The organism is Methylocella sp. CPCC 101449 (genome assembly GCF_031921685.1).
Taxonomy (GTDB): domain Bacteria; phylum Pseudomonadota; class Alphaproteobacteria; order Rhizobiales; family Beijerinckiaceae; genus Terripilifer.
The window spans coordinates 2,227,830-2,253,743 of the sequence record NZ_JAPDHU010000001.1 but is presented as its reverse complement, the minus strand read 5'-3'; the positions used below and the strand labels follow the sequence as shown (position 1 = coordinate 2,253,743).

16 protein-coding genes and 2 tRNA genes are annotated in these 25,914 nt (G+C 55.6%); 9 read left to right on the top strand and 9 right to left on the bottom strand.

Translation table 11 applies throughout. The features are described from left to right. Positions 1-42: 42 nt before the first annotated feature. The 5 genes from OIM99_RS10490 to OIM99_RS10470 all read right to left on the bottom strand — a co-directional run bounded on the left by OIM99_RS10490 (position 43) and on the right by OIM99_RS10470 (position 7,270). The gene (locus tag OIM99_RS10490) at positions 43-690 is read right to left on the bottom strand and encodes a hypothetical protein (RefSeq protein ID WP_311850281.1); all 648 of its coding nucleotides are present in this window, start codon (positions 688-690) and stop codon (positions 43-45) included. Between the two features lie 22 nt (positions 691-712). Continuing rightward, positions 713-1,108 (bottom strand): hypothetical protein, encoded by a 396-nt coding sequence (locus OIM99_RS10485; protein WP_311850280.1) that lies wholly within the window; start codon positions 1,106-1,108, stop codon positions 713-715. Positions 1,109-1,484: 376 nt separating this feature from the next. Then, the gene (locus tag OIM99_RS10480; RefSeq protein WP_311850279.1) at positions 1,485-6,074 is read right to left on the bottom strand and encodes a calcium-binding protein; all 4,590 of its coding nucleotides are present in this window, start codon (positions 6,072-6,074) and stop codon (positions 1,485-1,487) included. Continuing rightward, a complete protein-coding gene (locus OIM99_RS10475) occupies positions 6,074-6,772 on the bottom strand; it encodes a hypothetical protein (protein ID WP_311850278.1) in 699 nt (232 codons plus the stop codon). Before OIM99_RS10475 ends, OIM99_RS10480 begins: the two co-directional genes overlap by 1 nt. 72 nt (positions 6,773-6,844) lie before the next feature. After that, a complete protein-coding gene (locus OIM99_RS10470; RefSeq protein WP_311850277.1) occupies positions 6,845-7,270 on the bottom strand; it encodes a hypothetical protein in 426 nt (141 codons plus the stop codon). A 397-nt stretch (positions 7,271-7,667) separates the two neighbouring features. Between OIM99_RS10470 and OIM99_RS10465 the strand changes: the two genes are divergently transcribed. The 8 genes from OIM99_RS10465 (at position 7,668) to OIM99_RS10430 (ending at position 20,270) form a co-directional block, all read left to right on the top strand. Then, complete coding sequence (locus OIM99_RS10465; RefSeq protein WP_311850391.1) at positions 7,668-9,818, top strand: type I secretion system permease/ATPase; 2,151 nt, start codon at positions 7,668-7,670, stop codon at positions 9,816-9,818. Further along, positions 9,815-11,275 carry an HlyD family type I secretion periplasmic adaptor subunit gene (locus OIM99_RS10460; RefSeq protein ID WP_311850276.1) on the top strand — a complete coding sequence of 487 codons (1,461 nt, stop codon included), beginning with the start codon at positions 9,815-9,817 and terminating at the stop codon, positions 11,273-11,275. Before OIM99_RS10465 ends, OIM99_RS10460 begins: the two co-directional genes overlap by 4 nt. 767 nt (positions 11,276-12,042) lie before the next feature. Further along, positions 12,043-16,176, top strand: a complete 4,134-nt coding sequence (locus tag OIM99_RS10455; protein ID WP_311850275.1) for a HigA family addiction module antitoxin — start codon at positions 12,043-12,045, stop codon at positions 16,174-16,176. A gap of 349 nt (positions 16,177-16,525) precedes the next feature. Beyond that, positions 16,526-17,167 carry a DUF3489 domain-containing protein gene (locus OIM99_RS10450; RefSeq protein WP_311850274.1) on the top strand — a complete coding sequence of 214 codons (642 nt, stop codon included), beginning with the start codon at positions 16,526-16,528 and terminating at the stop codon, positions 17,165-17,167. A 4-nt stretch (positions 17,168-17,171) separates the two neighbouring features. Beyond that, entirely contained in the window at positions 17,172-17,549 is a 378-nt protein-coding gene (locus tag OIM99_RS10445) for a hypothetical protein (RefSeq protein WP_311850273.1), read from the top strand. Further along, on the top strand, positions 17,546-18,043 hold the full coding sequence (locus OIM99_RS10440) for a DUF2924 domain-containing protein (RefSeq protein ID WP_311850272.1): 498 nt from the start codon (positions 17,546-17,548) through the stop codon (positions 18,041-18,043). Before OIM99_RS10445 ends, OIM99_RS10440 begins: the two co-directional genes overlap by 4 nt. Continuing rightward, entirely contained in the window at positions 18,040-19,593 is a 1,554-nt protein-coding gene (locus tag OIM99_RS10435; RefSeq protein WP_311850271.1) for a recombinase family protein, read from the top strand. The genes OIM99_RS10440 and OIM99_RS10435 overlap by 4 nt, the downstream gene beginning before the upstream one ends. A gap of 74 nt (positions 19,594-19,667) precedes the next feature. Beyond that, a complete protein-coding gene (locus OIM99_RS10430) occupies positions 19,668-20,270 on the top strand; it encodes a hypothetical protein (RefSeq protein ID WP_311850270.1) in 603 nt (200 codons plus the stop codon). A gap of 379 nt (positions 20,271-20,649) precedes the next feature. On the opposite strand, the gene OIM99_RS10425 is transcribed toward OIM99_RS10430, so the two are convergent. After that, positions 20,650-20,724, bottom strand: a tRNA-Gln gene (locus OIM99_RS10425). Between the two features lie 238 nt (positions 20,725-20,962). On the opposite strand from OIM99_RS10425, the gene OIM99_RS10420 reads away from it, so the two are divergent. Further along, positions 20,963-21,039: transfer RNA gene (locus tag OIM99_RS10420), tRNA-Pro, on the top strand. Between the two features lie 101 nt (positions 21,040-21,140). Here the strand turns inward: OIM99_RS10420 and OIM99_RS10415 are convergent. From OIM99_RS10415 to OIM99_RS10405, 3 genes are all read right to left on the bottom strand, one after another. Continuing rightward, entirely contained in the window at positions 21,141-23,687 is a 2,547-nt protein-coding gene (locus OIM99_RS10415) for a branched-chain amino acid ABC transporter ATP-binding protein/permease (protein WP_311850269.1), read from the bottom strand. After that, positions 23,684-24,562, bottom strand: a complete 879-nt coding sequence (locus OIM99_RS10410; protein WP_311850268.1) for a branched-chain amino acid ABC transporter permease — start codon at positions 24,560-24,562, stop codon at positions 23,684-23,686. The genes OIM99_RS10415 and OIM99_RS10410 overlap by 4 nt, the downstream gene beginning before the upstream one ends. Before the next feature lie 63 nt (positions 24,563-24,625). Beyond that, positions 24,626-25,822, bottom strand: coding sequence for an ABC transporter substrate-binding protein (locus tag OIM99_RS10405; RefSeq protein ID WP_311850267.1), 1,197 nt, complete (start codon positions 25,820-25,822; stop codon positions 24,626-24,628). Positions 25,823-25,914 lie beyond the last annotated feature (92 nt).

Sequence of the window (25,914 nt, the reverse complement as noted above, 5' to 3'; positions counted from 1 at the left end):
TGGAAAATAGTTGAAGGTTATTGTTGCCATAACGAATGCCCCCTACCGAAAGTCAACGCGAAACTCGACGAAAGTATTGTGTTCGATCCGCTCGCGAATAGGTCCGAGCCTCGCTAGATCACTGCTTAATTGTGCCGCCTGTCCTAGATCGATTATTACCAGAGGGACCATCATTCTGTGCGGAGCGATGCGCTCTAGGTCTGCAACAGCCAATTTGTTGAGTAGTCCGACGTCATTTTTTGCGTCTTGCAAATAAGCGACGACCTTATCGGGATCGACTATCTTGGGAATGCCCATGATGAGAGAGGTCTCAGTCAGCCGAATATGTATTGGCCGACACAAGGCCTTTTTTCCTGTGGCGTTCTCGGCCCGTTTAATCAGCTCCAATTCATCTGATGCGCTTGCGAAGAGGGTTTCAATATTGTTGAAATTGCATAGCTCGCCGCTCATGCCAACAACTGCCGGTCGCCCAAAAAAAAATGTCAGTAAGATTCGACTTGCTAAAGTTTGAAGCCGGCCTGCTGCAAATATACGATTCAGTTTTGGCGATGTGCGAGCAAAGGCGCTTGACATAACTCCGCCTCCAAGTGCGTGCAGACCGAACTGCGACTCGCTGGCGAAGGAGGAGAAGACGATAAATAAAACAAACGAAGCCGTTACAATTGAAGCACGGCTGGTCGATCTATTCATGCGCTATTTCTCCCCGAGCTTGTTAGAAGTGCAGAACTTCTATCACCGCCGGTTCGGTCTGGGATGAAAAATCAGTGCCGAGTAAAGGCCCGTTTAAAACTTCCGCACCCTCGAGCCGCAGACTTGCTGTTGCAGAACCATCTTGCTGATAGCTCCAGTTAGTGCTCGCCAACCCCAGATGGTCCCAAGATTGTAGCCCATAGGACACATCCATCTGCGTCATGTCGGAAAACGCAAAAGGCTGGAGAGCCAATTCCACCCACTGGCGCGTCGTCTGACCATAACTCGCCTGAAAATCATCCCAGAAGCGCGCGACCTCGGCCTGCACTTCTTTGGCATTGGCGAGCCAGTCGGGCAGCCCTAGCGGCTTTTGGAATAAGAGCTCAGCGACCGATTGCCCCAAAGGAGTCGATGCCATGGTTCACGCCGCCATATGACAAAGAGACAATAATCAGCCTGCGGCTCGACACCCACCAGCGCCGCCCGTTCAATCGTCGGAAACAAAACTATAAGAGACTGCGGGCCCCCCAAAGTCCGCGTAAATCAGCCCCAATTACTACTGCACAGCTTGGACTAGATCGCAGCCCGTTGTTTTGTGCAAGCGCTTTCTGTTTAAACTTGAGTATAGGTTTTGAGAATTCGTGAACGCGAAGCCCTGGTAACGTCCCGAACAGGAACTCCATTGTGATGATCGGTTTAAGCTCAAGACAGATGTCGATAGCACCAATACGACATGCGGTTCGTGGGCTCCTTTGTGAAGGAACCCAACCTCGTTTCAATCCACGAATTCCTTTCTAAACAAACGAGAAGTTGTTCGCGTTGAGAGTGCTTAAGGAAACACCTTGGAGCGTGATTGAGTTGGATGCGTCAAGGGTGATGACGGTGTCATTTCCCGACGTACTCGCTGCCGCTAAAACAGCGTTGAAGTCAGGGAACTGACTGCTATCAAACTCGATAATGTCGTTTCCAACTCCAAAATCATAGATGTGATCGTGATCGAATGTTCCAAGGAAGGAGAAGGTATCGTCGCCAGCGCCGCCTTCAAGGGTGTCGTTGCCTACACCGCCACTCAAAAAGTCATTTCCGTCTCCTCCACCTAGCGTATCAGCACCACTGCCGCCGTAAAGCCTATCTGCCCCTTCCTCACCTTGCAGTTCGTCATCCCCGTCGGCACCATGCAGCTCATCGTCATCAAGTCCGCCAAGTATGATGTCGCTACCGTTTGAGCCGATAATGGTATCGTTCCCAGCAAAGCCATAGATATAGAAGTTGTTGCTATCCAACCGCTCAATATTGGCGAAGTCGATGACGTTGCCATCTCCACTCCCCGCCCACCAATAGTTGGGCGCGGATTGAAGGCGCTCAAAGCTGGCCTCAACTATGCTCCAGTTTGCCGAAACGAAGGTCGCTCCTGTTGCTTCGAACACGAGCGTGTCCACTCCGTCGCCACCTACAATTTGGGACGAAGATCCGATCGACTGCTCGAATATATGAACAACATCACTACCAGCCCCAGCGTCGACGATATCAGCGCCATAGTCGGCGTAGATCACATCGTCGCCAGCGCCTCCAAAGAGCGTATCATTACCCTCACCGCCAATAATAACATCGTTTCCATCGCCACCATCTATGGTGTCATCACCGGCGCCGCCATCCAAGATATCATCGCCAGCCGTTCCGGTGATAACATCGTCACCACTCGTGCCACCTGTGTTTGCGTTAGCATTGATCGTCGCCAGATCCCATTCTGTTCCGTTGGCAAATTGGATCTTCTCGATCCCCCAATTCTCGGTCTCGGAATAGAACTGCTTGTTGACCTGAATGATCTCGTTGGTAGCCTTAATCTTGATTTCGAGATGATCATCAACACGCTTCAAGGCTATGTCGCCGGCATCTAAGTTCGTAAATCGGAGAACATCGACATCAGAAGTCGAACCGGAGTTGTCATTGATCACATCGGATCCGTCACCAGATGAATAGATATAGGTGTCGCTACCGGATATTCCCTCCAAGGTATCGTTTCCAAGACCGCCGATAAACGAATCTGGGCGCCCTTGAGTGCCGTACAGTGTGTCGTTACCTGTTGTACCTCGGATCGCATCAATCATCGCTCGATCCCAACTACTGCCGTCCGCGAACTCTATTCTTTCGATGCCGTCGGTTTCGTATTGAGATAGGAGTTGGTAACTGAGCGTGATCGTCTGTCCTGTTGCATTGACCGTTATCAATACGTCGGAGCCGGAACGGCTTACGGTGATATCATCCGCATTGAGATCGGTCAGACGCAGAATATCGGTTGTCCCACTCCAATCAAATATGACATCGTTTCCATCGCCAGATGCATAGAGGTAGACATCGTCGCCGCCGTTGCCCTGAAGCGTATCATCACCGCCTTTGCCATTTAGGATATCGGCACCAGAACCACCGCTCAATGAGTCATTGAAATCGGTTCCAGTTGTCAGTGGCACATTTGCAAACGTGACGATGTCATCTCGGTCCCACACCGTTCCGTCAGCGAACTCTATTCTGTCGATAGAGTCCTGTCCTGCGTTGGAGGTTACCGTAATCCATTCGGCAGTTGCATTGATCCTGATCGCGAGATTATCGCCCCATCGAGTGAGGCCTATATCGCTTGGATTTAGATCAGAGAAACGCACGGTACCAGTAGAATCGGTGTCGTCCGTGATCGTATCGTTACCATCGCCAGTAGCGTAGACATATATGTCGCGCCCTTCTCCACCATGGAGTTCGTCGTTGCCAAGTCCTCCATAGAAGGTCGTGGGCTGGCTCAAAGAATAATTGATGAATTTCCAGTACAGATTATCGTCGCCATCTGTGCCGCGAACCACGAACAACGCCTCGACGATCTGTTCCCGGCTCCACACGGTGCCATCGGCAAAACGAATCTCCTCAATTCCGTCAGATCCTCCTTGTACAAGCTGATCAATGATTGTGATGAGCGCGGGACTCGCCCCCAGAATCTTGATGTACAGTTCGTTCCCTCTGCCGCTCAGTTCGATATCTTCCGCATTAAGATCGTCGAAGGCGAGGACATCGATGTCATCAGTCGCGCCGTCATAGTCCATAATGTAATCATCGCCATCACCCGCGCGATACTGGTAGGTGTCGCTCCCCGCGCCGCCGACTAACAAATCCATTTCGCCGTCGCCGACAATCTCATCGTCGCCGCTAGTTCCGCGCAAGAAATCCATACCTGATGTCCCTACAATCTCCTCTCCAGCCAGAGCCATGAACCGTTGTTGGTCACCAGGCTCCTCTTCAGTGGCCGCTCTTGCCTCAAACCTTAATGCTGTCTGGAGGTTTCTCAGATAAGGTGCAAGAGAGGCAGGCCCGCTAGTCCCTCTTATCCATGCCATGTAACTTGTTGGATCTTGGATATCCAAGCCAAAGTCGCCCGCTTGATAATCCGAAATTACAAGGTTGAAGCCATCGAGATCCCATGGAAGGTCAAAAACAACGAGCGACTGTCCAGTGTTGACGAGCCAGTAGTCTAGGAGCTCGTTTCGAAAAATCGCTTGTCCTCCGGGAAAGACTGAAGACTCGTAATTGCTCCATGCTGTCTGAATATCCGATTGTTTGAGATCCCCATAGACGGCTAATTCGTCTGCTTCATTGCCACGAGTAACGAAGAGCTTGTCACCGGCATCGCCGTCGAGGATGACATCGCCGGATTTGACGTAGAATTCGTCATCACCTTCTCCCCCGATCAATCGATCTTTCTCGGTGCCACCGTAGAGTTTGTCGTTGCCTTTGCCTCCGAAAAGCACATCCTTGCCCGCGCCGCCGAAAAGCCGATCTGCTCCATCGCCGCCAATGAGAAAGTCATCGCCTTCTCCGCCATTAATAGTGTCATCGCCACCGCCGCCAGAAAGAACATCTCTCCCGTTCCCTCCATTGATCGTGTCTCCTTGGTCAGCTCCAATTGCGAGAAGCCCGCCATTCTGAGCAACTAGTGGCATTGGCAGATTGTTTGCTGAGATAGTCGCCGCCTGTCCATCCAGTCCGATCTCGGCGCGTGAGATACCACCGGCCAGATCGCCAATCTTCGAATAATATAGAGCTCTAAAGGCGGTTTCTCCGGGATTAGGTGCCTGGACTTCCGGACTGAAGTAATCTCTTAGCAAGCTTTCTAGGCCAACAATCTTTGAGCTTTGTTGCCAATACTCCTTATCGAAATCAATTGAGAGGAGCGAAGTCGATTTTGCTGTAACCCCATTCAGGAATTTGCCGTCGGTCGCTTTTTGATTGGCTACGTCAGCGGCGAATTGGACGACTATATCTGCCAATGCCTTCCTGAGAAGTTGGCTCCTCGCGCCAGTACCAATGAAGGCGTTTAATTGACCGCCAGTCAGCAAACTACCGATATCGTTAGCGTCATTAAAGAGCGCGCGGATAGCTTTGTCGCCAAACGGACGCGTACCACTGTCGACTGCGGAGTATGCAATCATCGTACGCATCTCATCAGCATTGCGTGCTGGGTTGACAGTGCTGGCCTTTTTCGCGGCTTCGACGAGCGTCGCGTCGTCCAACGATGAAAAAAGCTCCTTAAACGACTTCCACCGGTCGCTGCCAGGAACCTCGACCTTACTGACCTCCTTCTCGCCGAACAGCAAAATGACCTGGAACGATTGACTGTGACGTAGCAGGAGGCCGGTCACCGCGCCCAAATCGCTCAAATCGACACCCGTCCCAACAGGGTTCATAACACCTTGCTGCCCACCTCGGTTAACGGCGAGCGGGTCACCTATCGTTGCAAAAGCTGTAACATTCGACCAGCTTGGTGTAATCGGGTTCCCGTTGTTGTATGACCCATTGAAGTAATATTGGCTGATGACATCCTGTTGATGCTGAAGTTCCTGAGACGTCTGAAATTGCCCGGTGGCAAAGTAGTAAGCACGCTCCGCCGAGAGCTGATATGCCATATTATTGAAGACCGTGGCGTTCTTGCCGTAGAGGCTCGCGACAAACCCTGCCAATCCACCGCCAAGTGAGTGGCCGACAAATGCAACATTGGCCGCGGTCGGATCGACGGGACCGATAATCGGGCCATAGTAGTCCAGAATTTTCTCATAAAATTCGACTGCTTTCTGCGCCTGTGTACTCCAATAGTCGCCGAGGCCAGTGCCCCACCCATTCCAGGCGTCGCTCAGGGGCTCATCCGTTCCTCGATATGAGACAACGATCTGCCCCTTCCATATGTAGGATTGAGCGAAGAAGCTGGCGCCTGCGACCTGGAGTTCATCGGAGTTTCCCATTATCGCTGCATCGCCGATTGCAGCACCATCCAACCCCATCCCTCGACCGCCTCGGTTGTAAGAGTCCATGGCCAGAATGGCGCGGAACACATCGTCATTGATTGCCATTAGTATTCTCCTGAACGCTGAAATATCGTGTCGGGTGCTGAGCCGCTTCCCAAATGGTTTTTGCGTAGAAGCCGCCAGGCCGTGGCTCTTAACTTGGGATCACTGATCCATGGTAAGCGAAGCGACAATGTGGACGTCACCGGATCGCGGGTTAATTCGATCCAGAAACGCACTTGGTGTACATTGGAACCTAAAACGCTCTGTGGTTCATTGTACGACACCTCGCGGATCGAACTTGGATCGTTGAGGTCGGTAAAGGTCGCCAACGTCGGCTTTTTGCTGGTGTAAGCACGCCGACCTGAATACTCGGTTGGCATTTTCACCAATATCTTGCTCCAACGAGGATCATACGACCCTCCCTGATAATTGAAAAACGTGCGCACAGCTAAAGTGATTACGCCTCCATCGGACGCTTGTGGGCCCAAAGCCAGCAGGGAAACGAGATTTCCCCCGTTGCCAAGATCGACAAAAATCGCCTCACCGCGTGCTGTCGTGACGGAGTCGTTTGCAGCGAGAAAGAACCAAGGTGGATTCATTGCGGTCATTACTTCCAGCACGCTGGACCCGGTTTTCATGCCGGCTGCGGTGTCGACCTCGACGGTGAGACGAAAACGATAGGAGTAAGAGGCAAAGCTCCATGCATAGAAAAGGCAAAAGGCGACGACGATGTTGAGCCAGATCCACGTCTTCCGCGACATCATCAAATTCCTTCACGCTCGCAGGGCAGCAAATCTTTAGCCACATCATGCGTTGCGGTTGAAAAACAAATATTAAATCATTGAAATTGTCGTCGGCTCTGATGCCAAATGCGCCCCTTGCGTTACCAGCCCCGGCACCAAAAGGTTTGGCGTATCAGTGTGTTTTGCGACCAAGCTGGCTGTAACCATGCTGTCCTGCTGATAGCTCCAATTGGCGCTCGCCAGCCCCAAATGATCCCAAGATTGCAGCCCATAAACTGCATCCATCTGCGCCATGTCGGAAAGCGCAAAAGGTTGGAAAACCAGCTCCACCCACTGGCGTGTCGTCTCACCATAACTTGTCTGAAAATCATCCCAGAAGCCCGCGACCTCGGCCTGCACTTCTTTGGCATTGGCGAGCCACTCAGGCAGGCCTAGCGGCTTTTGAAATAAGAGCTCAGCGACCGACGCGCTCTTCGAGCTTGAAGAGTTCGATTGCCCCAAAGGAGTCGATGCCATGGTTCACGCCGCCATATGACAATGAGACAATAGTCAGCCTACGGCTTGGCACCCACCAGCGCCGCCCGTTCAATCGTCGGAAACAAACCATAAGAGACTGCGGGACCCCCAAAGTCCGCGCAAATCAGCCCTAAAAAACTACTGCACAGCTTGGACTAGATCGCAGCCCGTTGTGCAAGCGCTTTCTGTTTAAACTTGAGTATAGGCCTCCCAGAATTTTCGCATGCGATGTTACTGCAACACGCCAAAGCGAAACTCACCATCCATCTTTTCAATGGCGACGGCTCTGATATGGAGTGAGACGATTTCAAGCATCATCGCGGTCATCAAGTCTGGACCGCTTCGATGCCCAGGGGCTGGGGTATTCGAGTTCGTGAGCACTGAGAACACTCAAACAATTGACGCAAGCACACTTCAAACAATTGTAGATTCAGGTCTGCGCGCTTTGGCGGGCATCGCCAGCTATTATCGGATTGCCGCTGATCCAAGACAGCTCCATCGTGAATTGGCGCTTGGCGAACGAGCGGCTGTTGATGGTGATCTTGTGCGCGCGGCCAACCTGATCGGCCTTAAAGCACGTATCCTTTCAAAGGTTACGACAAAGCGGTTGCTGAGCGTGCCCTGCCCTGCAATCCTACGTCAAAATGACGGTCGATATCTGGTTCTCGTTGGCAAACTGCCTAGCGGCGCGCTGCATATCGTGGAGCCGATCAGCGGCAGTCATCGCGAAGTGCCCATCGAAGATTTGTGGGCAAATGTCGAGCCGGTCGTCATTATGGTCGCGCGCCGGTTCGGCGGTGCCGGCATTGCGCCTGATGCCTTCAGTTTCCGCTGGTTCCTCCCGTCGATCTGGCGCTACCGGCGGCCACTGGCACATGTTCTTGTGGCCTCCTTGTTCGTCCAGATCTTCGCGTTGGTCACGCCGCTCTTCTTCCAAATTGTCATCGACAAAGTGCTGGCGCACCGTGGCTATTCTACCCTTTTGATCATCATCATCGGTTTGGTGGTGATCGGCCTGTTTGATGTTGGGCTGCAGTATCTGCGCACTTATGCGCTGTCCCACACAACCAATCGGATCGACGTTGAGCTTGGTCGCCGACTATTTTACCACTTGATGCGATTGCCATTGGCCTATTTCGAAACCCGACCGGCTGGCCAAACTGTAGCTCGTGTTCGCGAGCTTGAAACGATCAGATCCTTTTTGACAGGCCAAGGTCTCTTTTCCGCGATCGATTTTCTATTCACCATCATCTTCATCATCGTCCTCTGGATGTATTCCTGGCAGCTGACGCTGATCGTCCTGGCTTCTATACCCGTCTATCTTCTAATCGCGGCTCTGGTCCGTCCGGCTTTACGCGAGCAGATCAAAGAGAAGTTCAACCGCGGCGCCATAAGTCAGCAATTCCTGGTCGAAACCATTGTTGGCATCCAGACGGCAAAGGCCGCGGCGGTCGAACCCGTTATGCAGGTGCAATGGGAGGAACGTCTCGCCGCCTATGTGAAGACATCCTTCAAGGCGACCATGCTCAGCGCTGGCGGCCAGAATGCCATTCAATATGTCAGCAAATTCACAACCGCGATGATTTTGTATTTTGGCGCCAATGCCGTGATCAATGGACAGATGACCGTTGGTGAATTGGTGGCCTTCAATATGATCAGCGGCCAGGTGATGCAGCCTATCCTGCGCCTGTCGCAACTATGGCAAGACTTTCAACAGATCCAGATCTCGGTCGATCGCCTCGGCGATATCCTAAACTCCCCTCCGGAGCGCACGACAGCGCCACAGGCTGTTTTGCCGGCCCCCAAAGGAGATATCGTTCTCAGCCACGTGACGTTCCGCTATCGGCCTGGCGCTCCGGAAGTGCTCAAGGATGTCTCTCTCAAGATTAGACCAGGAGAAGTGATTGGCATTGTCGGCCCCTCGGGCTCTGGCAAGTCAACTCTGACGAAGCTCATCCAACGCCTTTACACACCAAGCGAAGGGCAGGTTCTGCTGGATGGAATGGACCTCGGCAATCTCGACCCTTCGTGGCTACGTCGTCACATCGGCGTCGTGCTCCAAGAGAACCTGCTCTTCAATCGAACCATTCACGACAACATCGCCCTTGCCAATCCGGCCATGCCGCGCGCGCAAGTGATCAGCCTGGCCAAGCTGGCCGGCGCCGACGAATTTATTTCGAAGATGCCAGAAGGCTACGACACCATTATCGAAGAACGTGGCGCGAACCTATCCGGCGGCCAACGCCAGCGTATTGCTATAGCACGCGCGCTCGCGACCAATCCGCCCATCCTGATTTTTGACGAAGCGACCAGCGCTCTCGATTACGAAAGCGAGCGCATTATTCAACAAAACATGCGACAGATCGTACGAAACCGCACTGTAATCATTATCGCCCATCGCCTGGCCGCGGTGCGCCCCTGCGATCGGATCATCGGTATGGCTGATGGGCGTATTGTGGAGGTCGGCACGCATGATGAGCTCCTGGTGCGGGAAAAGGGCCTCTACCGCCACCTCTGGAACTTGCAGAACGAGCAGAGCGTCAAATGACTGAGCAGTCGGGTGAAGAAAAGCCAAAGCCAGCACAAAAGCCATCTGCGCCCACGCGCCGCCGCGACGATCAGGAGTTTCTGCCTGCGGCGCTGGAAATTCTCGAAACGCCAGCGTCGCCCGTAAGCACGTGGCTGATTTTCGCGATCTGCAGTTTCGTCGTGATTGCCTTGACGTGGTCCTGGTTCGGGCGTTTCGACATTGTCGCCATGGCGCAAGGTAAGTTTCAGCCGACTGGCCGCGTAAAAGTCATTCAGCCCCTTGAGACGGCTAAGGTGCAGAGCATCAAGGTTCAGAATGGCGCGCGTGTTCAACAGGGAGATGTTCTCCTTGAACTTGATGCATCTGATGCAGTCGCCGATAGAAACTCTCTTGCCAGCGCTCTTGCCTCAACCCGTGGTGAAATTACGCGCCGGTTGACGGCAACGAAAGTCGCTCGCAAAAGCGATTTACCGGATGCACCTAAACTCGCATGGTTGGATAGTGTCGACAGCGCTGTTCGTCTGCGGGAAGAACGAGTTTACGACACCGAAACCGAGCGGCTGAAATCCTCGGTAGCGGCCCTCGTTGCCCAGAGAGTTCAAAAGAATGCCGAATCTAAGCGCGTATCGGAGACGATTAACGCGCAACGGCAATTGATCGAAATCATGGGCGAACGTGTTGGCATGCGCTCAGAGCTCGTCAAACGCGCATCCGGAACCAGAGCCTCGCTGATAGACGCGCTTGAAAGCTACCGCTACCAGCAGACCTCTCTGGCCGGCATGGAAGGCCAACTGTCGGAAATCTCCGCCAATATCGAAGTCCTCAATAGGGAAATCGCAAAACTCTACGACGCTTTCTATGCAGAAAACAGTCAGAAGCTGGCGGAAGCTGAACGGCAGCGAGACGATCTGGAGCAACGCCTAGCTAAAGCGGATGCGCGACTAGAGCGCTTCACGTTGAAGGCGCCCATTGACGGCATTGTCTATGCGCTGACGGTGACAACGCTTGGGCAAGTTGTCGTCCCTGCCGAAGAGGTCATGCGCCTGGTCCCGGAAGGCAATGGTTTGGAAATCGAGGTCTATATCCAAAACAAAGACATCGGCTTTATTGCCATTGGTCAGGAAGCCGTCATCAAGGTCGATTCTTTTCCCTTCATCCGATATGGCAGCTTGCCAGGTGTCGTCAGCAGCATCTCTCGCGACGCTATTCCAGAGCCAGACGCTCAAGCCCTAGAGAGCAATGCACGGCAGAATGGCCGAGCGATCACCAACTCGGGCGGACAGCGTGTCCAGAATCTTGTCTTCCCGATTTTGGTCAAGCCAAGTGCCTTCGAACTCGACGCAGACGGCGAGAAAATACCTGTTGCACCAGGTATGACGGTGACGGTGGAAGTCAAAACCGGCTCGCGACGCATCCTGGAATACGTCTTTTCTCCGCTCGTTGAGGTCGCGGCCACATCTATGCGTGAGCGATAGAGTTTCAAAAAGGCGCAGGCCGTTTCCTGAGCGCGATCATAATGCTTTATATTGGACATTATGCGAGGGCGCCTAGTAAAGAGGCGCTTTCGTTTTCTGCGTAATCGTCAATTTACACTGCTTAACTCATTGAAAATATTCTACTGGAACCGCAAGTTTCACATTTTTAATGGTGTGTCGGATTTTTTCGAACGATACCAGCCATTGAAAAGAGGATGGGCCAAAATGAAATCGATTTCTGGCCGCTTCTATCTGTGTTGTGCCAACGAATGGACTGCGTGTGAAAATTTTGAAAGCGGTTTGCTCGTCCTTTGATCCGCTGAGAAGTTCACGAAGAACGTCCAAAGGGACCCGAACGAGGAAGGTCTTGTTCGCTACCGTCAAAAAGCATTCGTCGTGCATCTCGTCCGAGTCCGAAATGCACTGAATCGATCCAATCCGGACGATGTTCCGGAGACCATCCCCATCCGTCAGTTCCAAAAATTGATAGCCGACGCCCTCAACCGTCGTCGTCGCACCTCAAAGCGCCTCCAGCTTCGAGCACAAAGCTTGCGTGCGAGTCCTCTGTGCGCCGCGCCGCCGCCCCATCGCCTTGCCCATTAGCTAAATCGGACGTCGGCTCGCCAAGAGCGTCAGTTCGGTCAGCTCTCCTAGAGCGATCAACTGCCGAAATGCACCATGCGCCAGCAAACTCAGCATCATCATATTGTAAGGCATTGCATTACACCTTACATATCTTATCTACTCCGCGCAAATGGAGCGCGCGTGTGCCAAAAAAGCCTATTTCTCGTGCCGCCGATCATGGAATGCCACAGCATCCGGGGCAGTACATTCGCGAGATTGTTCTGCTTCCGAAGAAAATGACAGTCACCGACGCCGCCAAGCTCATCGGGATCAGCCGGCCGGGTGTCTCGAATTTCTTGAACGGTAAAGTTGCTGCAACCGCAGAAATGGCGACGAGAATCGAACGGACATTCAAGATTCCCGCGCAAAAGCTTCTGGACATGCAGGCGGCCTATGAAGCTGCGCAGGCCAAGGCTAAAGGCGTCCCTTCAAATACAAAGTCCTATGTGCCGCCTTTTCTGGCCATAAAGCGCAACGATATTGAGGAATGGGCATCCAAGAACATCTCGGCGCGGACCCGTCTTGCGGTCTTATTGCGGACACTCGTCAATTCCACGGGCATTGGCCTGACCAAGGTGGATTTTCCGGGCAACGATGACGCGGAACGCCCAGGATGGGACGGGTTAGTGGAAGCGTCAGAGGGAACCCCCTGGATTCCGAGCGGGACGTCCGGATGGGAGTTTGGCGTAAACACCGACATCAAAGGAAAAGCCGACGGAGACTTTGCCAAGAGCGTCAAAGCTCTCGGCAAAGCCGAGCGTATGGCTACAACGTTTGTGTTTGTTACACCGCGGGTGTGGTCAGGGAAGGATGCCTGGGCTGCTAATGCGCGATCCAGGGAACAATGGAAAGATGTCCGCGCTTATGACGCGCAGAACCTGGAGCAGTGGCTAGAGCAGTCTCTGGCCGGTCAAACTTGGTTTGCGAATGAAACCCATCTTCCGTCGGAGGGCGTTCGAACGCTCGACAAATGCTGGACGGACTGGGCTGAGGCAGCAAACCCTGCGCTATCGCCGGCGTTGTTCAAGTCAAGCATCGATGCGGCAAAGCGGAAGATGATTTCGCGGCTGTCGAAACAGCCGGATGAGCCCACGATCATTACGGCGGATTCCGCCGGGGAAGCGTTGGCGTTTCTTTCACAGTTATTTGGAGAAGGTGGCGGCGAAGAATTGATCGCGCAGCGTGATCGGGTCCTGGTGTTCGATAAGCCAAGCGTTCTGCCGCGTCTGGCGCAGGGTACCCAGAATTTTATTGCGGCGGCCATCAGCCGCGATGTTGAGCGGGAATTGGCCCCGTTTGCCAAAACGCTGCAAACCATAGTTGTCTATCCGCGCAATGCGACCGTCGATCCGCACATTGTGCTGGAGCCAGTAAGCTATGAAACTTTCCGCGTGGCATTGGAAGAGATGAACCATGGCAGGGACGATATATCCCGTTTGGATAATGAGTCGGGACGGTCCTTGACCGTGCTTCGACGGCGGCTTTCTTCCGTTCCAGCAGTACGTACCCCTACTTGGGCAGCGGACTCTAATACAGCGTCACGCCTCGTACCATTCCTATTCGTTGGCGCCTGGAACTCGGCCAATCAAACTGACCGGGAAGCTCTTTCTTTGCTAGCCAGTGATCTTTCGTACGAAACGTTAGAAAAGGAATGTCAGCAGTTAGCGCAGCTTGACGATGCGCCGCTTTGGTCTGTTGGAACCTATCGAGGGGTCATCTCAAAAATAGATTTGCTGTTCGCCATTGCTGGTTCGATCACGGTTAATGACCTAGAACGCTACTTTTCCATCGCACGGATGGTCCTTGGCGAGGACGACCCAACACTCGATCTTCCCGAAAGCGAACGATGGGCCGCTTCCATCCATGGAAAAGCGCGCGAATTCTCATCCACATTCAGGGATGGCATTTCTGAGACGTTGGTACTGCTCGCCATCCACGGAAATAACCTGCTGAAAGGCCGCCTTGCCTGGGATCTGGAGCAGGCGGCGGAGCGTGTTGTCGCGGATCTGCTGCCAGCACCTCTCACGACGCGCAAACTGGAAGCGAACGATCGCGATCTTCCCATCTATGCTGAAGCGGCTCCGGACACCTTCCTGTCAATTATCGAACGTGATCTAAAAACAAATGATCCCGCGGTGCTTGGTCTCCTGCGTCCGGCCGATCCAGGAGTCTTTGGAAGCCATCCGAGCCGAACGGGGCTGCTTTGGGCGTTGGAAGGCCTTTCATGGAACCCAGCAACACTTCCACGCACCGCACGCATTCTCGCGCGTCTTTCGGAAGTCGAGATCAACGACAATTGGGTAAACAAGCCCATCAATTCGCTGGGAGCAATATTCAGGGCATGGATGCCTCAAACCGCTGCTGGTCATGATGAGCGCGTTGCACTTATCAGGACTCTGGCCGAAAAGCACCCAGATGTAGCCTGGAAAATATGTGTTGAGCAGTTCGATGCGTATAGGGAAGTAGGACACTACAGTCACAAGCCGCGTTGGCGGCCAGATGGTTACGGTTTTGGTGAGCCATTTTCTACTTGGGAGCCTATCATCTCTTTCAGGCACGAGATGGTAAGCATGGCCCTGAACTGGCCGGACTATTCGCGCGAAAAGCTGTGCGATCTGATAGAACGTATCCACGCTGTTGATGATGAGGCGCGGGCGAAAATCTGGAAAATTGTGAGGTCTTGGGCTGCTATTGCGACCGATGATGACAAAGGAATCGTCCGCGAAAAGGTCCGTGTGACAGTCAAGTCTCGTCGTGGTGTACGTCGTGCCGAAGAGTCAGGGCAAGTCATCATGAACTCAGAGGCAAAAGCGGCTTATGCGGCTTTGGAGCCCACGGATCTGCTATGCCGCCATCGATGGCTTTTCAAGGACACCTGGGTCGAGGAATCGGCGGATGAAATCGAAGAAGAAGATTTTGACCATCGAAAACGAGAGGAACGGATCAACAATCTTCGTGTGGCCGCGTTGCGCGAAATACTTTCCGAGCGCGGAGTTCCAGGTATTTTTGAGTTAGCTGAACAAGGCAAAGCTGCACGTCTGATTGGATGGTTGCTTGCGAGCAAAATTCTACCACTGAACGACCTTTCAGATACCCTCCTTACGGCGTTTCGCTCAACTGTCAATTCAGACTCTTGGTCTAAGCGAAATCTGGTTTCCGGTGTGCTTCACGCGATATCCGATCCCGATGAACGCAGTGCTATCCTTCAAAAAATGGCACTGCAACTCACAGATCGAGAGACTACCAAGCTGCTGCTTTTGGCTCCCTTCCGTCGCAACACCTGGAAGATGGTAGATATGTTGGAAGAAGCCGAACGCACTACCTACTGGGCCGAGATCGTGCCGGATTGGATACATGACTCCGATCTAGAAAACAGCGAAGCTGTTGAGCGCTTGTTGGCAGCCCAACGGCCACGCGCTGCATTCGCATGTGCTCGTTTGAATCTTGCGCAGATCGAAACGACAACCCTCTATCGTTTGCTAGGCGAAATCGCGAAAGGCGGAAAAGAGGAGTCTGGTCAGTATCAATTGGATCAGTACAGCATAAAGCAGGCTTTCCACGCCCTCGAAAAATCGCCTGAAATTACGCTTGAACAAAAGGCTGTGTTGGAATTTGCATATATCGACGCTCTCGCACGCTCTTGGCGCAGCAGCGAAGGCCACGGTATTCCAAATCTTGAGAAGTATATCGAGCTACATCCTGAAATGTTCGTGCAGGCCGTTGTATGGGCTTATAAGCGCAAAGATAGAGCGGAAGACCCGGAGGAATATAGGGTTGCTTCTGAGAATGTTCAGCGGTTCGCCGAGCGCGGATATCGGCTATTGGAAGCGATCAAACGCATTCCAGGACAAGATGAACCAGAAGAACGTCAGATCGATTTTCTTACTGTATGGGTGACAAAAGTTCGTGACGCTTGCACAAAACTCGGTCGCGGTGACATTGGCGATGTCTGTTTGGGAAAGCTTTTTTCCAATACATCTGAAGGAAAAGATGGCATTTGGCCCGGTGAGGCTGTTCGGCAAGTGATGGAGGACATCCAGTCGGAAAGCATTTCCGAAGGCGCGCATACGGGGCTGTACAACTCACGTGGCGTTCATTCGCGTGGAGAAGGTGGGGATCAGGAACGTGAACTCGCGGAGAAGTATCGCCGCTGGGCCGTCGGTCTTCTGTACTCTCACCCATTTGTGTCTGCTCTGCTTATGGGCATGGTGAAGACATACGAAAAGGAAGCAACCCGTGAGGACTTGGAAGCCGGGATAAGGCGGCGTTTGCGTTGAGATAAGCTGATGGGATGGATGCCCCGTCCGACATAGGGCTTACCCGCCACACCCGGCCACAGCGTATTCTTGTGGCAATCATTCGACCAAAACGATTCGAACTTTCCACCGCCAAATGCTGTCGCTCCGACGCCTTCTGTGCCCGGAGCGCGCCTCTAGTTACCCGAACCGGGGTTAGTGAGCGAGTTGCGCCGGAAAATTCATCTTCGCCTGTTTGCAGATAGTACTCGACTTCATTGGCCAACAGAGCGCTAGTGCCGTTGTCCCCACCGGGGTTCCAACCCCGCATCACCCCGCCGGCAGGAGCCATTTGCGGGGTCGCATCAGTGCAGCGATTGGAGCTGCGCTGATGGAGATGCAAATGCTCAAGCTTACAGACACCCAGGCCAAGATCCTTCTTGCCAGCGCGCAGCGTGAGGACCGAAGCGCAATCGTACCGGAAGGAATGCCGAAACCAGCTGCGGCGAAAGTCGGAGCCAGCCTTGTCGCCCGAAAACTGATGCGAGAGGTCAAAAGCAAACCGGAACAGCCGATCTGGCGGGAGATCGACGGCCGCCCAGTAAGCCTCGTTATCCTGAAAGCAGGGCTTGATGCAGTTCGAGAGCTTGAAGCGAGCGAACACAACGTCCACCAGCCGGTCGAACTGGATCCAGGCAGCGTTCAAGGTGCAGATGCCCTTGAAGAACCAGCTTCCGCAGCAGCCCAGGGCACGCGTTCACCAACAGATGCCAACTCGCCCACCGTCATTAAGCTGCCATCCGGTAAAACTCCCCGCTCGGGATCGAAGCAGGAACTGATAATCGGGATGCTCTCTGCGGAGACCGGTGCCTCTCTCGATGAGTTGATCCGCGCAACCAGTTGGCTGCCCCACACCGCCCGAGCGGCACTCACGGGACTGCGCAAGCGCGGATATAGCATCGAACGAAGCCGATCCAACGGCACGACGGTTTACAGGATCATTGAACAGCCAGCGACGGAAGCAGCGGCCTAGTCCGATGGATCCCGATAATCTCGACAACGTGCTGCTGGCCTATGGCCAGCAGCACGAGGACGCGCATCGCAGATATTCCGATACGACCTTGGCCTTCGACAAAGCCGAAGAAGCGGGTGATCTGCTACAGATTGAGCTTCTGAAGCAGGCGACCGATGAAGAGCTTACGACGCTCTTGGCCATCCAATTCGCGATCGCTCAATTGCCAGCCCAGACCTTGATGGGCCTGAGGGTCAAAGCGCGCGTCTTCGCCAGCCGCTGGTCAAATCTCGACCAGATGCGGCGATGGTCGATCGAACACCACACGGCCCGCTCCCAAGACCCGCAGGAGATGATCGGCATCTCCATCATGCTCGACCTGTTGGATGGGGCGTTGTCATGAGCGCGCACTTCCAAGCATCGCTGGGAGATACATTAACTGATGAGCTCGCTCGAATACAGGCGATGTCCGTTGACGAGCTGCGGGCCTATTGGCGGCAGGCTGAGAGCTGCGAACCACCGCCCGCCTTCTCTCGCGATCTTCTGGCTCGTGCAGCGTGTTATAGGCTGCAGGAACATCGTCTCGGGCGCCTGAACCATCGCCTGAAGAAGCTCCTTAAGGCTCATGAGAACGGCCCGACGAATCCCGCCCGAACTTTGAAGGCTGGCTCCATCATCGTGCGCGAACATCTAGGCGAGATGCACGAGGTGATGATTGTTCCGGATGGCTATTGCTGGCGGGGGAAGACCTATTCCAGTCTTTCCACCATCGCCAAGAAGATCACCGGCACCACCTGGAGCGGGCCTCGGTTCTTCGGCCTCAACGGAAAAGGCCGAAAGGATGAAGGAAGCGACCAAGATCTCGATGAGCTGAGCCACCGGGAGATTTCACTGTGAAGCCGGTTGTCCAAAAGCCACAGCGTTGTGCCATCTATACCCGCAAATCGACCGATCATAATCTCGACCTGACTTTTAATTCTCTCGATGCGCAGCGGGAAGCCTGCGAGGCCTATATCAAGAGCCAAGCCCACGAAGGCTGGTCCCTTCTGCCGGGCCGGTTCGATGACGGAGCGTTTTCAGGAGCTTCCCTCGACCGCCCTGCCCTCAAAACTCTCATCGAGATCGTCAAGTCTCGCACGATCGATATTATCGTCGTCTATAAAGTCGACCGCCTGACCCGATCGCTCGCAGATTTTGCCAAGCTGGTGGAGTTGTTCGACGAGTATGATGTCTCTTTCGTTTCCGTGACGCAATCATTCAACACCACATCCAGCATGGGTCGATTGACCCTGAACGTCTTGCTGTCGTTCGCCCAGTTTGAACGAGAGGTCATTGGCGAACGTGTTCGGGATAAAATCTCGGCCTCCAAGCGCAAAGGGCTTTGGGTCGGCGGACCCATCCCCGTCGGCTACCGTTCCGTCAACAAGAAGCTGGAGGTCGTCCCGCAAGAGGCCGATCTCGTGCGCAGGATATTTGTGGACTATCTGCGCCTTGGCTCCATACCCGCTCTGGTACGGAGTTTGAACGACGAAGGTTTGCGGCCCAAGCCACGCCAGCTTTCAAACGGCCAGGTCATTGCCCCAACCCACTATCGAAACGGACCGGTCAATTATCTCCTCAGGAATCGATTCTACATCGGTGAGGTGGTTTACAAAGGCCAAGTCCATGTCGGCGAACATGAGCCGATTCTCGCCAACGACCTGTTCGAAGCGGTTCAGGCTCGGCTGGCAGCCCAGGCCATCGAACGCACCCGGCTACAGGCAACCTCCTCCTGGCAGCTCACCGGCCGGATATTCGATGACCGCGGCCATCGGATGAGCCCAACGCACAGCACCAAGAACGGTGTGCGCTATCGTTTCTATGTATCGCAGGCGGCGGTTCAAGGGCTGCGAGAAAAGGCTGGATCCCTGCACCGAGTTTCGGCTCCCGACGTCGAGCGAACTGTTGCCGAGGCTTTGCAAGCGCATCTGTCAGCTGACGACGGAGCAATCAATGCGGATCCGGCCGCCCTCATCCAGACCCATGCCCAACGTGTCACAGTTGGCAGGACCTCAATCCATATTACCGTCACCCCTCTACATGCCGATGCCATGCCGGTCATTCTGACTGCACCATTCCGTCCCAAGCAACTGCCGCGCAAAGGCGTTACGCATAAAGCCGGTTCAACCGAGACAAGCGATCACAATCGCCAGACTCTGTTGCATGCCATTGCCCGTGCCCAGCGCTGGATCGACGACCTCCGTAGCGGTCGATCAATGTCCTTCGCCCAGATTGCGCAGAGTGAAAATCTCGTCGAGCGCCACGTCCGCTTCCTGGCCCCTCTCGCGTTTCTGTCTCCCAAAATCATCAGCTCCATTGCCGACGGTTCAATCCATGTCACCGTATCCCAGCTCGCACGAGGCCTTCCGATGGTCTGGGCTGACCAGGAAAAGCGGTTCAATCAATGACAATGGCCATTCCTCCACTGGACTTCACGCCGACGATATGTAGAGTATTCTCTACATAATCAAAGGCGAACGAAATGCCCGTCGCGGATCATCCAGCCAGCAGCGCATTCTTAAGATCGACAAAGATTGTACGGCCCTTCGTTCTGATCTTCGTGTTGCTGGCCGTCATCGCCAGCACTCAAGCGCGGTCAGAAGTGGCAGCGACAGGTATCTTCACGCGACGCTTCTGCCAGATGGGGGGCTGTGATTGGGTAAAAGCCCTCGGCAGCATGACTATATATCGTGATGGCGAAATCAAAATTTTGACCGTCCCGGTCGCATCTTGCCACATTCGATATCGGTCCGACTATCTCGGAGCAGCACAATGCAGTGCTCCCAAGGTGTCTCAAGAGGCGGTCGTTTGCAGCAGGAAGGCGCCGATGTTTGCCTTTTCAAAAGAAGGCAAGTGGCAAACAGTCCAACTCTCTTTCACCAGCATATCCTTCGGCAAAGCTCTGGAATACGCCCAAGCCCAATACTTCTTTTATTGTCATGGCGTCAGCCGAACAGAGAATCTCGAGCTGCTCGTCACCCGTTTCGGTTACAGGCCGAATGAAAGTGAAATCGAAAACCTGGACGATTGGTTCGAAGTTGAAAGCCTGATCGATCTACGGGCGAAAGCGGTCTGGCGAAAATAATCCGTGCTAGCATGCCCTCCGGAAACCATCCCCAGGTCTAGGCCGCGTAACGTGGCAACTCGGTCCCAACCGACTTGAGTGCGAGAGGGCCAAGCTGACTGCGCCATCTCATTCGTCACGGCGCTTTCGGCATGCTCCTCGGCCCAGATCATCCTCTCAATGCGAACGGCAAATCTATCGGCTCATCGGAGCGCAGCACCTCCATCAGAAAATTCCGGAGATTTCGCATTCGCGACTACAGATTTTCGCCCGAAAACAACCAATTAGAGACCGCTCGGACCGTGGCTTACGTCTGGGCTGGGCGACTATACCCAGCATGCTATTGAAATTGCGTCGAATTTTCGCCGGAACGGCTGAAATCTGCCCATTCGCAAATGCCTGGCTGGGGCGGGAGGGATCGAACCTCCGAATGGCGGAATCAAAATCCGCTGCCTTACCGCTTGGCTACGCCCCACCGGCGCCGGGGCAATAGCGCATTTCAGCGGAAAGGGGAATCGTCTTTGCGCAGGAACGGTGGATTATCCAGCGCCGACGCCGGTTCGGACCGCGATTTCAAAGAGTTTCCCACATCCGCCCGCCGGCACGACGGTTTGTTGCGATTTTCACAACAGGTGCTTGTCGCCGCCCCGCAGCGTCGCTATAAGACCGCTGCTTCGCGCTTCGGCGCGAAGATTTCCAGGGCATTTTCCGATCGGAGTGTAGCGCAGCCTGGTAGCGCACCTGCTTCGGGAGCAGGGGGTCGGAGGTTCGAATCCTCTCACTCCGACCATTCTTTCAGCCACTTAAAATCGGCAGTCAGGGCACCTCCAAACTGGAGACCACGCGCCGTTGGCATCAGCCCATCGCCCGCCCGCCAGAATCGTCTCAGCCCTAATCCGCCCCTAGATAGGCGCGCGCCAGGAGAGGATCATTGGCGATCGCGGCCGCCTCGCCCTGGGCGACGATCCGCCCATGCTCGATCACATAGGCCCGATCCGCCAGAGCCAGCGCCAGGGCCGCCATCTGGTCCACCACCAGCAGCGTCACGCCTTCCCGGCGCAATTCCTCGAGAACACCGAACAGTTCGGCAACCACCTTGGGCGCTAGCCCGAGCGAGGGCTCATCGAGCAAGAGAACGCGCGGACGCGACATCAATGCCCGGGCAATCGCCAGCATTTGCTGCTCGCCACCCGAAAGCGTGCCGGCGCGCTGATGCGCCCGCTCCCGCAGACGCGGAAAGCGTTGAAACATCTCTTCGACCCGTGCCTCGCGATCGCGTGGCGTCAGGAAAGCGCCAAGGCGGATGTTGTCCAGCACCGACAATTCCGGAAACACCTGCCGCCCTTCCGGCACCAACACCATGCCGAGCCCGACGATATCCTCTGCGGGTGCCTGCGTGATGTCGTGCCCTTCGAGGGTGACACCGCCCGACACGACAGGTCGATGCAGCCCCGAGAGCACGCGCATCAAAGTCGACTTGCCGGCGCCGTTGGCGCCGAGCAAGGCCACCGCCTCGCCACGCCGCACCTGCAGATCGATTCCATCCAAAACCGGCTCGGCGCCATAGCCCGCCATCAATGCACCGACGCCAAGCAATTCCTCGCCCACCGTCGCCGCCGAGCGGACGCGGGCGGAAGGGGCAATCGTCGCCTGATCGCCAAGATAGGCCTCGCGCACCTTGGGATCGGCCTGGATCTGCTGCGGCGTGTCCATCGCCAGCCGTTCACCCGCATCAAGGACGACGATGACATCGGAAATATTCATCACCAGCGTCATGTCATGTTCGACGACGAGAACGCCGAGACCGGCATCGGCTATGCGTCGCAGAAGAACCGACAGATCGGCCTTATCCTCCCGGGACAAACCGGCCGCCGGCTCGTCGAGCAGAAGCACGTCGGGATTGAGCGCGAGGGCACGTGCAATCTCGACGATCCTGCGATCCACATGGGGCAGATCGGCCGCAAGCCGCAACGGATCACCGCGATAACCACAAAACGACAACAGGGTCAGCGCATGGTTGCGCAGGTCGTCCGCGCTTAAACGCCGTCGCCCCAGCAAGGCTCCGAGCCGCCCGCCGGTCATCGCCAACAGAATATTGTCGATGACGCTCAACGTACCGAACAATTGCGAGGTTTGATAAGTACGCGCCACGCCGGCTCGCGCGACGATGTAAGCGCCCTTCCCGCCCAGTTCGCGGGTACCGAGCCGGAAGGTGCCGCTCTGCGGACGATAGAAACCGCTGAGCAAATTCATCGCCGATGTTTTACCCGCGCCATTCGGGCCGATCAGACTGGTGACCTGCCCCGCCTCTGCCCCGAAGGACAAAGCGTGGACCGCGCGGACGCCACCAAAACTGATGCCGAGAGTGTCGGCTTGAATCGCCTGACGCGGACGTTGCGGCAACGGCAGGCTCGTTGCGCCACCATGCACGGGCGTCACGTCGGAATCACCGGCACCGAGCGGAAGCAGGTTGACCAGCGCGCTCCACAATCCTGCAACGCCGCCAGGCGCCACCCATTGCACCACCAGTAGCAGTGCGCCGAAGAACAGCAGTCTGAAATCTTCGAGGCTGGAGAGAAGTTCCGGAAGCAGCCCGACGATGACGGCGCCGATCAGCGGACCCAGCGTCGACCCTGCGCCGCCAATCATCACCACCAGGACGAACAGGATCGACTGCGAAAAGGCAAAGGTGTGCGGCGTGACGAAGCTCGAGAGCGACGCGAACAGACCACCCGCGATACCAGCGCAGCCTGCCGACACCGCGAAGGCAACCGTTTTGACCAGGAGCGGATTAATACCAACCGAGGCTGAGGCAGTTTCGCTGTCGCGCACGGCACGCATGGCGGCGCCCCAGGTGCCGCGCGCCAAAAGGATATAGCCGATGAGAGTCAAGGCGGCGGTGGCGATGGCCAGCAAGGCGACGGCGCGTTCGCCGCGCGCCAAGGAGCCCAGCGACGGCGCGACAATCCCCATGATGCCGTTCTGACCGCCGGTGAGGCCGCGCATTTCGACGATGCCGTGTTCGACCACAAAGCCGAAGGCGATTGTCACCATGGCGAGATAAGGGCCTTTGACGCGCAGCGTCGGTAGCGCCAGCAAAGCGCCCAGAAATGCGGCGATGATCGCCGCCGCCGGCCAAGCGAGCCAAAAGCTGACGCCGCTCTTCGTCAAAATCGCCACCGTGTAGGCGCCGATGGCATAGAAACCGACATGGCCGAAGGAGATCTGGCCGCTGAGCCCGATCAAAACGTTCATGCCGAACCCAACAATGGCCAGCAACGCGACATTGGCCAGAATGAAAACGTAATAGCCGTTGAGCGACAGCGCCATCCAGGCCGCCGCCACACACAATGCGCCGGCGAACGCCAGCTTGATGGCCTGATGACTGAGGACCGCCGGCGCTCCAAGCGGCCGTCTCGCCGTCATGATCTCGCTCATACCTTATAGACCTCCGCGCGCCCGAAGAGCCCGCTGGGACGTAGCGCCAACGCCACGATGACAAGAAGAAAGGTGATGATCTGCGTGTAACCAGACCCCAGCAAAGTGGTGACCAGACTTTCGACAAGGCCGAAGATCAGTCCGGCGATCATCACGCCCCAGGGGCTGGTGATGCCGCCGAGGATCGCCACGGCGAACGCCTTGAGCCCGAACAAAGTGCCCATGTCGGAATGCACGTTGAAGAGCGGCGCGATGAGAATGCCGGCGATACCCGCCAGCAATGTCGACACCGCGTAAGCCAAAGCGGTTGCCCGCTTGATCGGAATGCCCATCAGACGCGCGGCGGAGGGATTTTGCGATACGGCGAGGAGTGCCGAACCCCAGCGGGTTTTCTGCGCCAGCAGATGCAACAGCAGCGCCAGGATGTGTCCCACGATCGGGATGACGACCTGCAAGGGATAAACCCCGAGACTGACGCCACCGATCTCCAGCGAACTCTGAGCCAAGGGCGAGGCCAGGCTGCGCGGCTCCTTGCCAAAGGTGAACATCACGATGTTGTCGATGACGATGCCAAGCGCCACCGTGGCCATCAGCCAGGCATCCGATCCCCGGCTAGCGAACGGCCGCACCGCGATCCGCTCGACCACCAGCCCATAGCCGGCGCATAAGATCAGTGCGGTCAGAATGGCCAGCGGCATCGGCCAGCCGGAGGATTTCGCCAGCGCGAAGGTCAATACCGCGCCGAGCATCATCGAACTGCCCTGCGCGAAATTGACCGTCTTCGAAACGGCATAGGTGACATAGAAGCCAAGGGCGATGAGCCCATACATGCTCCCCAGCCCGATGCCGCTGATGAGTGCCGACGTGACGAGCATCATCCTTTTCCCGATTCCATGAGAGGGATACGCGGCGTCGCAGCCGCGTATCCTCGGTTACGTTCAATCCTTGAGACCAACCGGCACGATGCGGTTGTCGATGAATTGCGCCCAGACATAATCGTTCGCCTGAATCGCATCATGGCGGCCGGGCGCGAAAGGCGCCTTGTAGGTTTTGATCAGCCCTTCATAGCTGCCGATCTTGTAGAACCCCTGACGAACCGCATCGCCATCGGTCGAACCAGCCGCCGCAATGGCAAGCGCCGCCAGATGCATGCCGTCATAAGCATTGGCCACGCCAACGGCGGGCGTGATGTCGGCCACCGATTTGATCGCCGGATATTTAGCTTTCAGCGCGGCAATCAACCGTTCGCCGACAGGCGATTGCTTGCCATAGAAGCTGTAGGTCTGGACAAAATGCACGTCCTTGCCATTGGGTCCGGCGAGTTCCGTAAAGCGGCCGCCGGCGGGCCCCCAATGCGAAACGACCGGCACTTTCCAGCCCATCCGATCGAGCGATTTCACCACCTGCGCGGAAGGACCAACATTACCGACCATGAAGAGGACATCGGCACCGGCCGATTTCAACCGCGTCAGTTGCGGCACGAGATCGACATCATTCTCCTGGAATTTTTCGACGCCGACCGCTTTCATCCCCTTGGCATCGAGCGCCGCCTTGAGACCGACTTCGTTGGATTCGCCCCAGGGATTGTTGACGAGGATCATGCCCGGCTTCGCCGCCTGAAAGGTCTTCTGCGCATAATCGAGCATGCCGACATCTACGATCTCGTCGACCGCCGAAACACGGAAGGCGAAATTCGGATCGGCGCCATTCTTGGTGATACCGGTGCCGGCGGCCCAAGGCCCCATGAACGGCGTCTTTTCCTGATTGATGATCGGCACGATCGCCATGGACACCGGCGTATCGAGACCACCGAAGAGAACGGCGACCTTCTCACGGAAGATCAGTTCGCGCGCGGCGGTGACGCCCTTGGCCGGATTGCCTTCGTCATCCCGGCGTACCAGTTCGATCATGCGGCCGCCCAAGAGACCGCCCTTGGCATTGATCTCGTCGATGGCAATGGTGAGACCACGGCTAATGGCCTCTCCGGCCAGGGCCGATTGACCGGACAAAGCGGTCACGAGGCCGATCTTGATCGGTTCGGCCGCGAAGCCAGCCGTCGCGGCCAAAACCGCAACGGTGCTCACGACACCTCCAACGAAATGCCGTCGGGAAAGACGCAACAACTTGTTTGCCATGGGACACTCCGGCTAGCGGCAGGCGCAGGCCTGCCGCGATGAACAGCGCGGAGCCTTCCTGGCAATCCCTGTGCCAGTGTCAGCAATCTTGG

What these genes read in the sequence shown, in the direction of transcription:
- OIM99_RS10490 (WP_311850281.1), bottom strand. Translation starts at nt 690, where the DNA reads ATGAATAGATCGACCAGCCGTGCTTCAATTGTAACGGCTTCGTTTGTT.
- OIM99_RS10485 (WP_311850280.1), bottom strand. Translation starts at nt 1,108, where the DNA reads ATGGCATCGACTCCTTTGGGGCAATCGGTCGCTGAGCTCTTATTCCAA.
- OIM99_RS10480 (WP_311850279.1), bottom strand. Translation starts at nt 6,074, where the DNA reads ATGGCAATCAATGACGATGTGTTCCGCGCCATTCTGGCCATGGACTCT.
- OIM99_RS10475 (WP_311850278.1), bottom strand. Translation starts at nt 6,772, where the DNA reads ATGTCGCGGAAGACGTGGATCTGGCTCAACATCGTCGTCGCCTTTTGC.
- OIM99_RS10470 (WP_311850277.1), bottom strand. Translation starts at nt 7,270, where the DNA reads ATGGCATCGACTCCTTTGGGGCAATCGAACTCTTCAAGCTCGAAGAGC.
- OIM99_RS10460 (WP_311850276.1), top strand. Translation starts at nt 9,815, where the DNA reads ATGACTGAGCAGTCGGGTGAAGAAAAGCCAAAGCCAGCACAAAAGCCA.
- OIM99_RS10450 (WP_311850274.1), top strand. Translation starts at nt 16,526, where the DNA reads ATGGAGATGCAAATGCTCAAGCTTACAGACACCCAGGCCAAGATCCTT.
- OIM99_RS10445 (WP_311850273.1), top strand. Translation starts at nt 17,172, where the DNA reads ATGGATCCCGATAATCTCGACAACGTGCTGCTGGCCTATGGCCAGCAG.
- OIM99_RS10440 (WP_311850272.1), top strand. Translation starts at nt 17,546, where the DNA reads ATGAGCGCGCACTTCCAAGCATCGCTGGGAGATACATTAACTGATGAG.
- OIM99_RS10430 (WP_311850270.1), top strand. Translation starts at nt 19,668, where the DNA reads ATGCCCGTCGCGGATCATCCAGCCAGCAGCGCATTCTTAAGATCGACA.
- OIM99_RS10415 (WP_311850269.1), bottom strand. Translation starts at nt 23,687, where the DNA reads ATGAGCGAGATCATGACGGCGAGACGGCCGCTTGGAGCGCCGGCGGTC.
- OIM99_RS10410 (WP_311850268.1), bottom strand. Translation starts at nt 24,562, where the DNA reads ATGCTCGTCACGTCGGCACTCATCAGCGGCATCGGGCTGGGGAGCATG.
- OIM99_RS10405 (WP_311850267.1), bottom strand. Translation starts at nt 25,822, where the DNA reads ATGGCAAACAAGTTGTTGCGTCTTTCCCGACGGCATTTCGTTGGAGGT.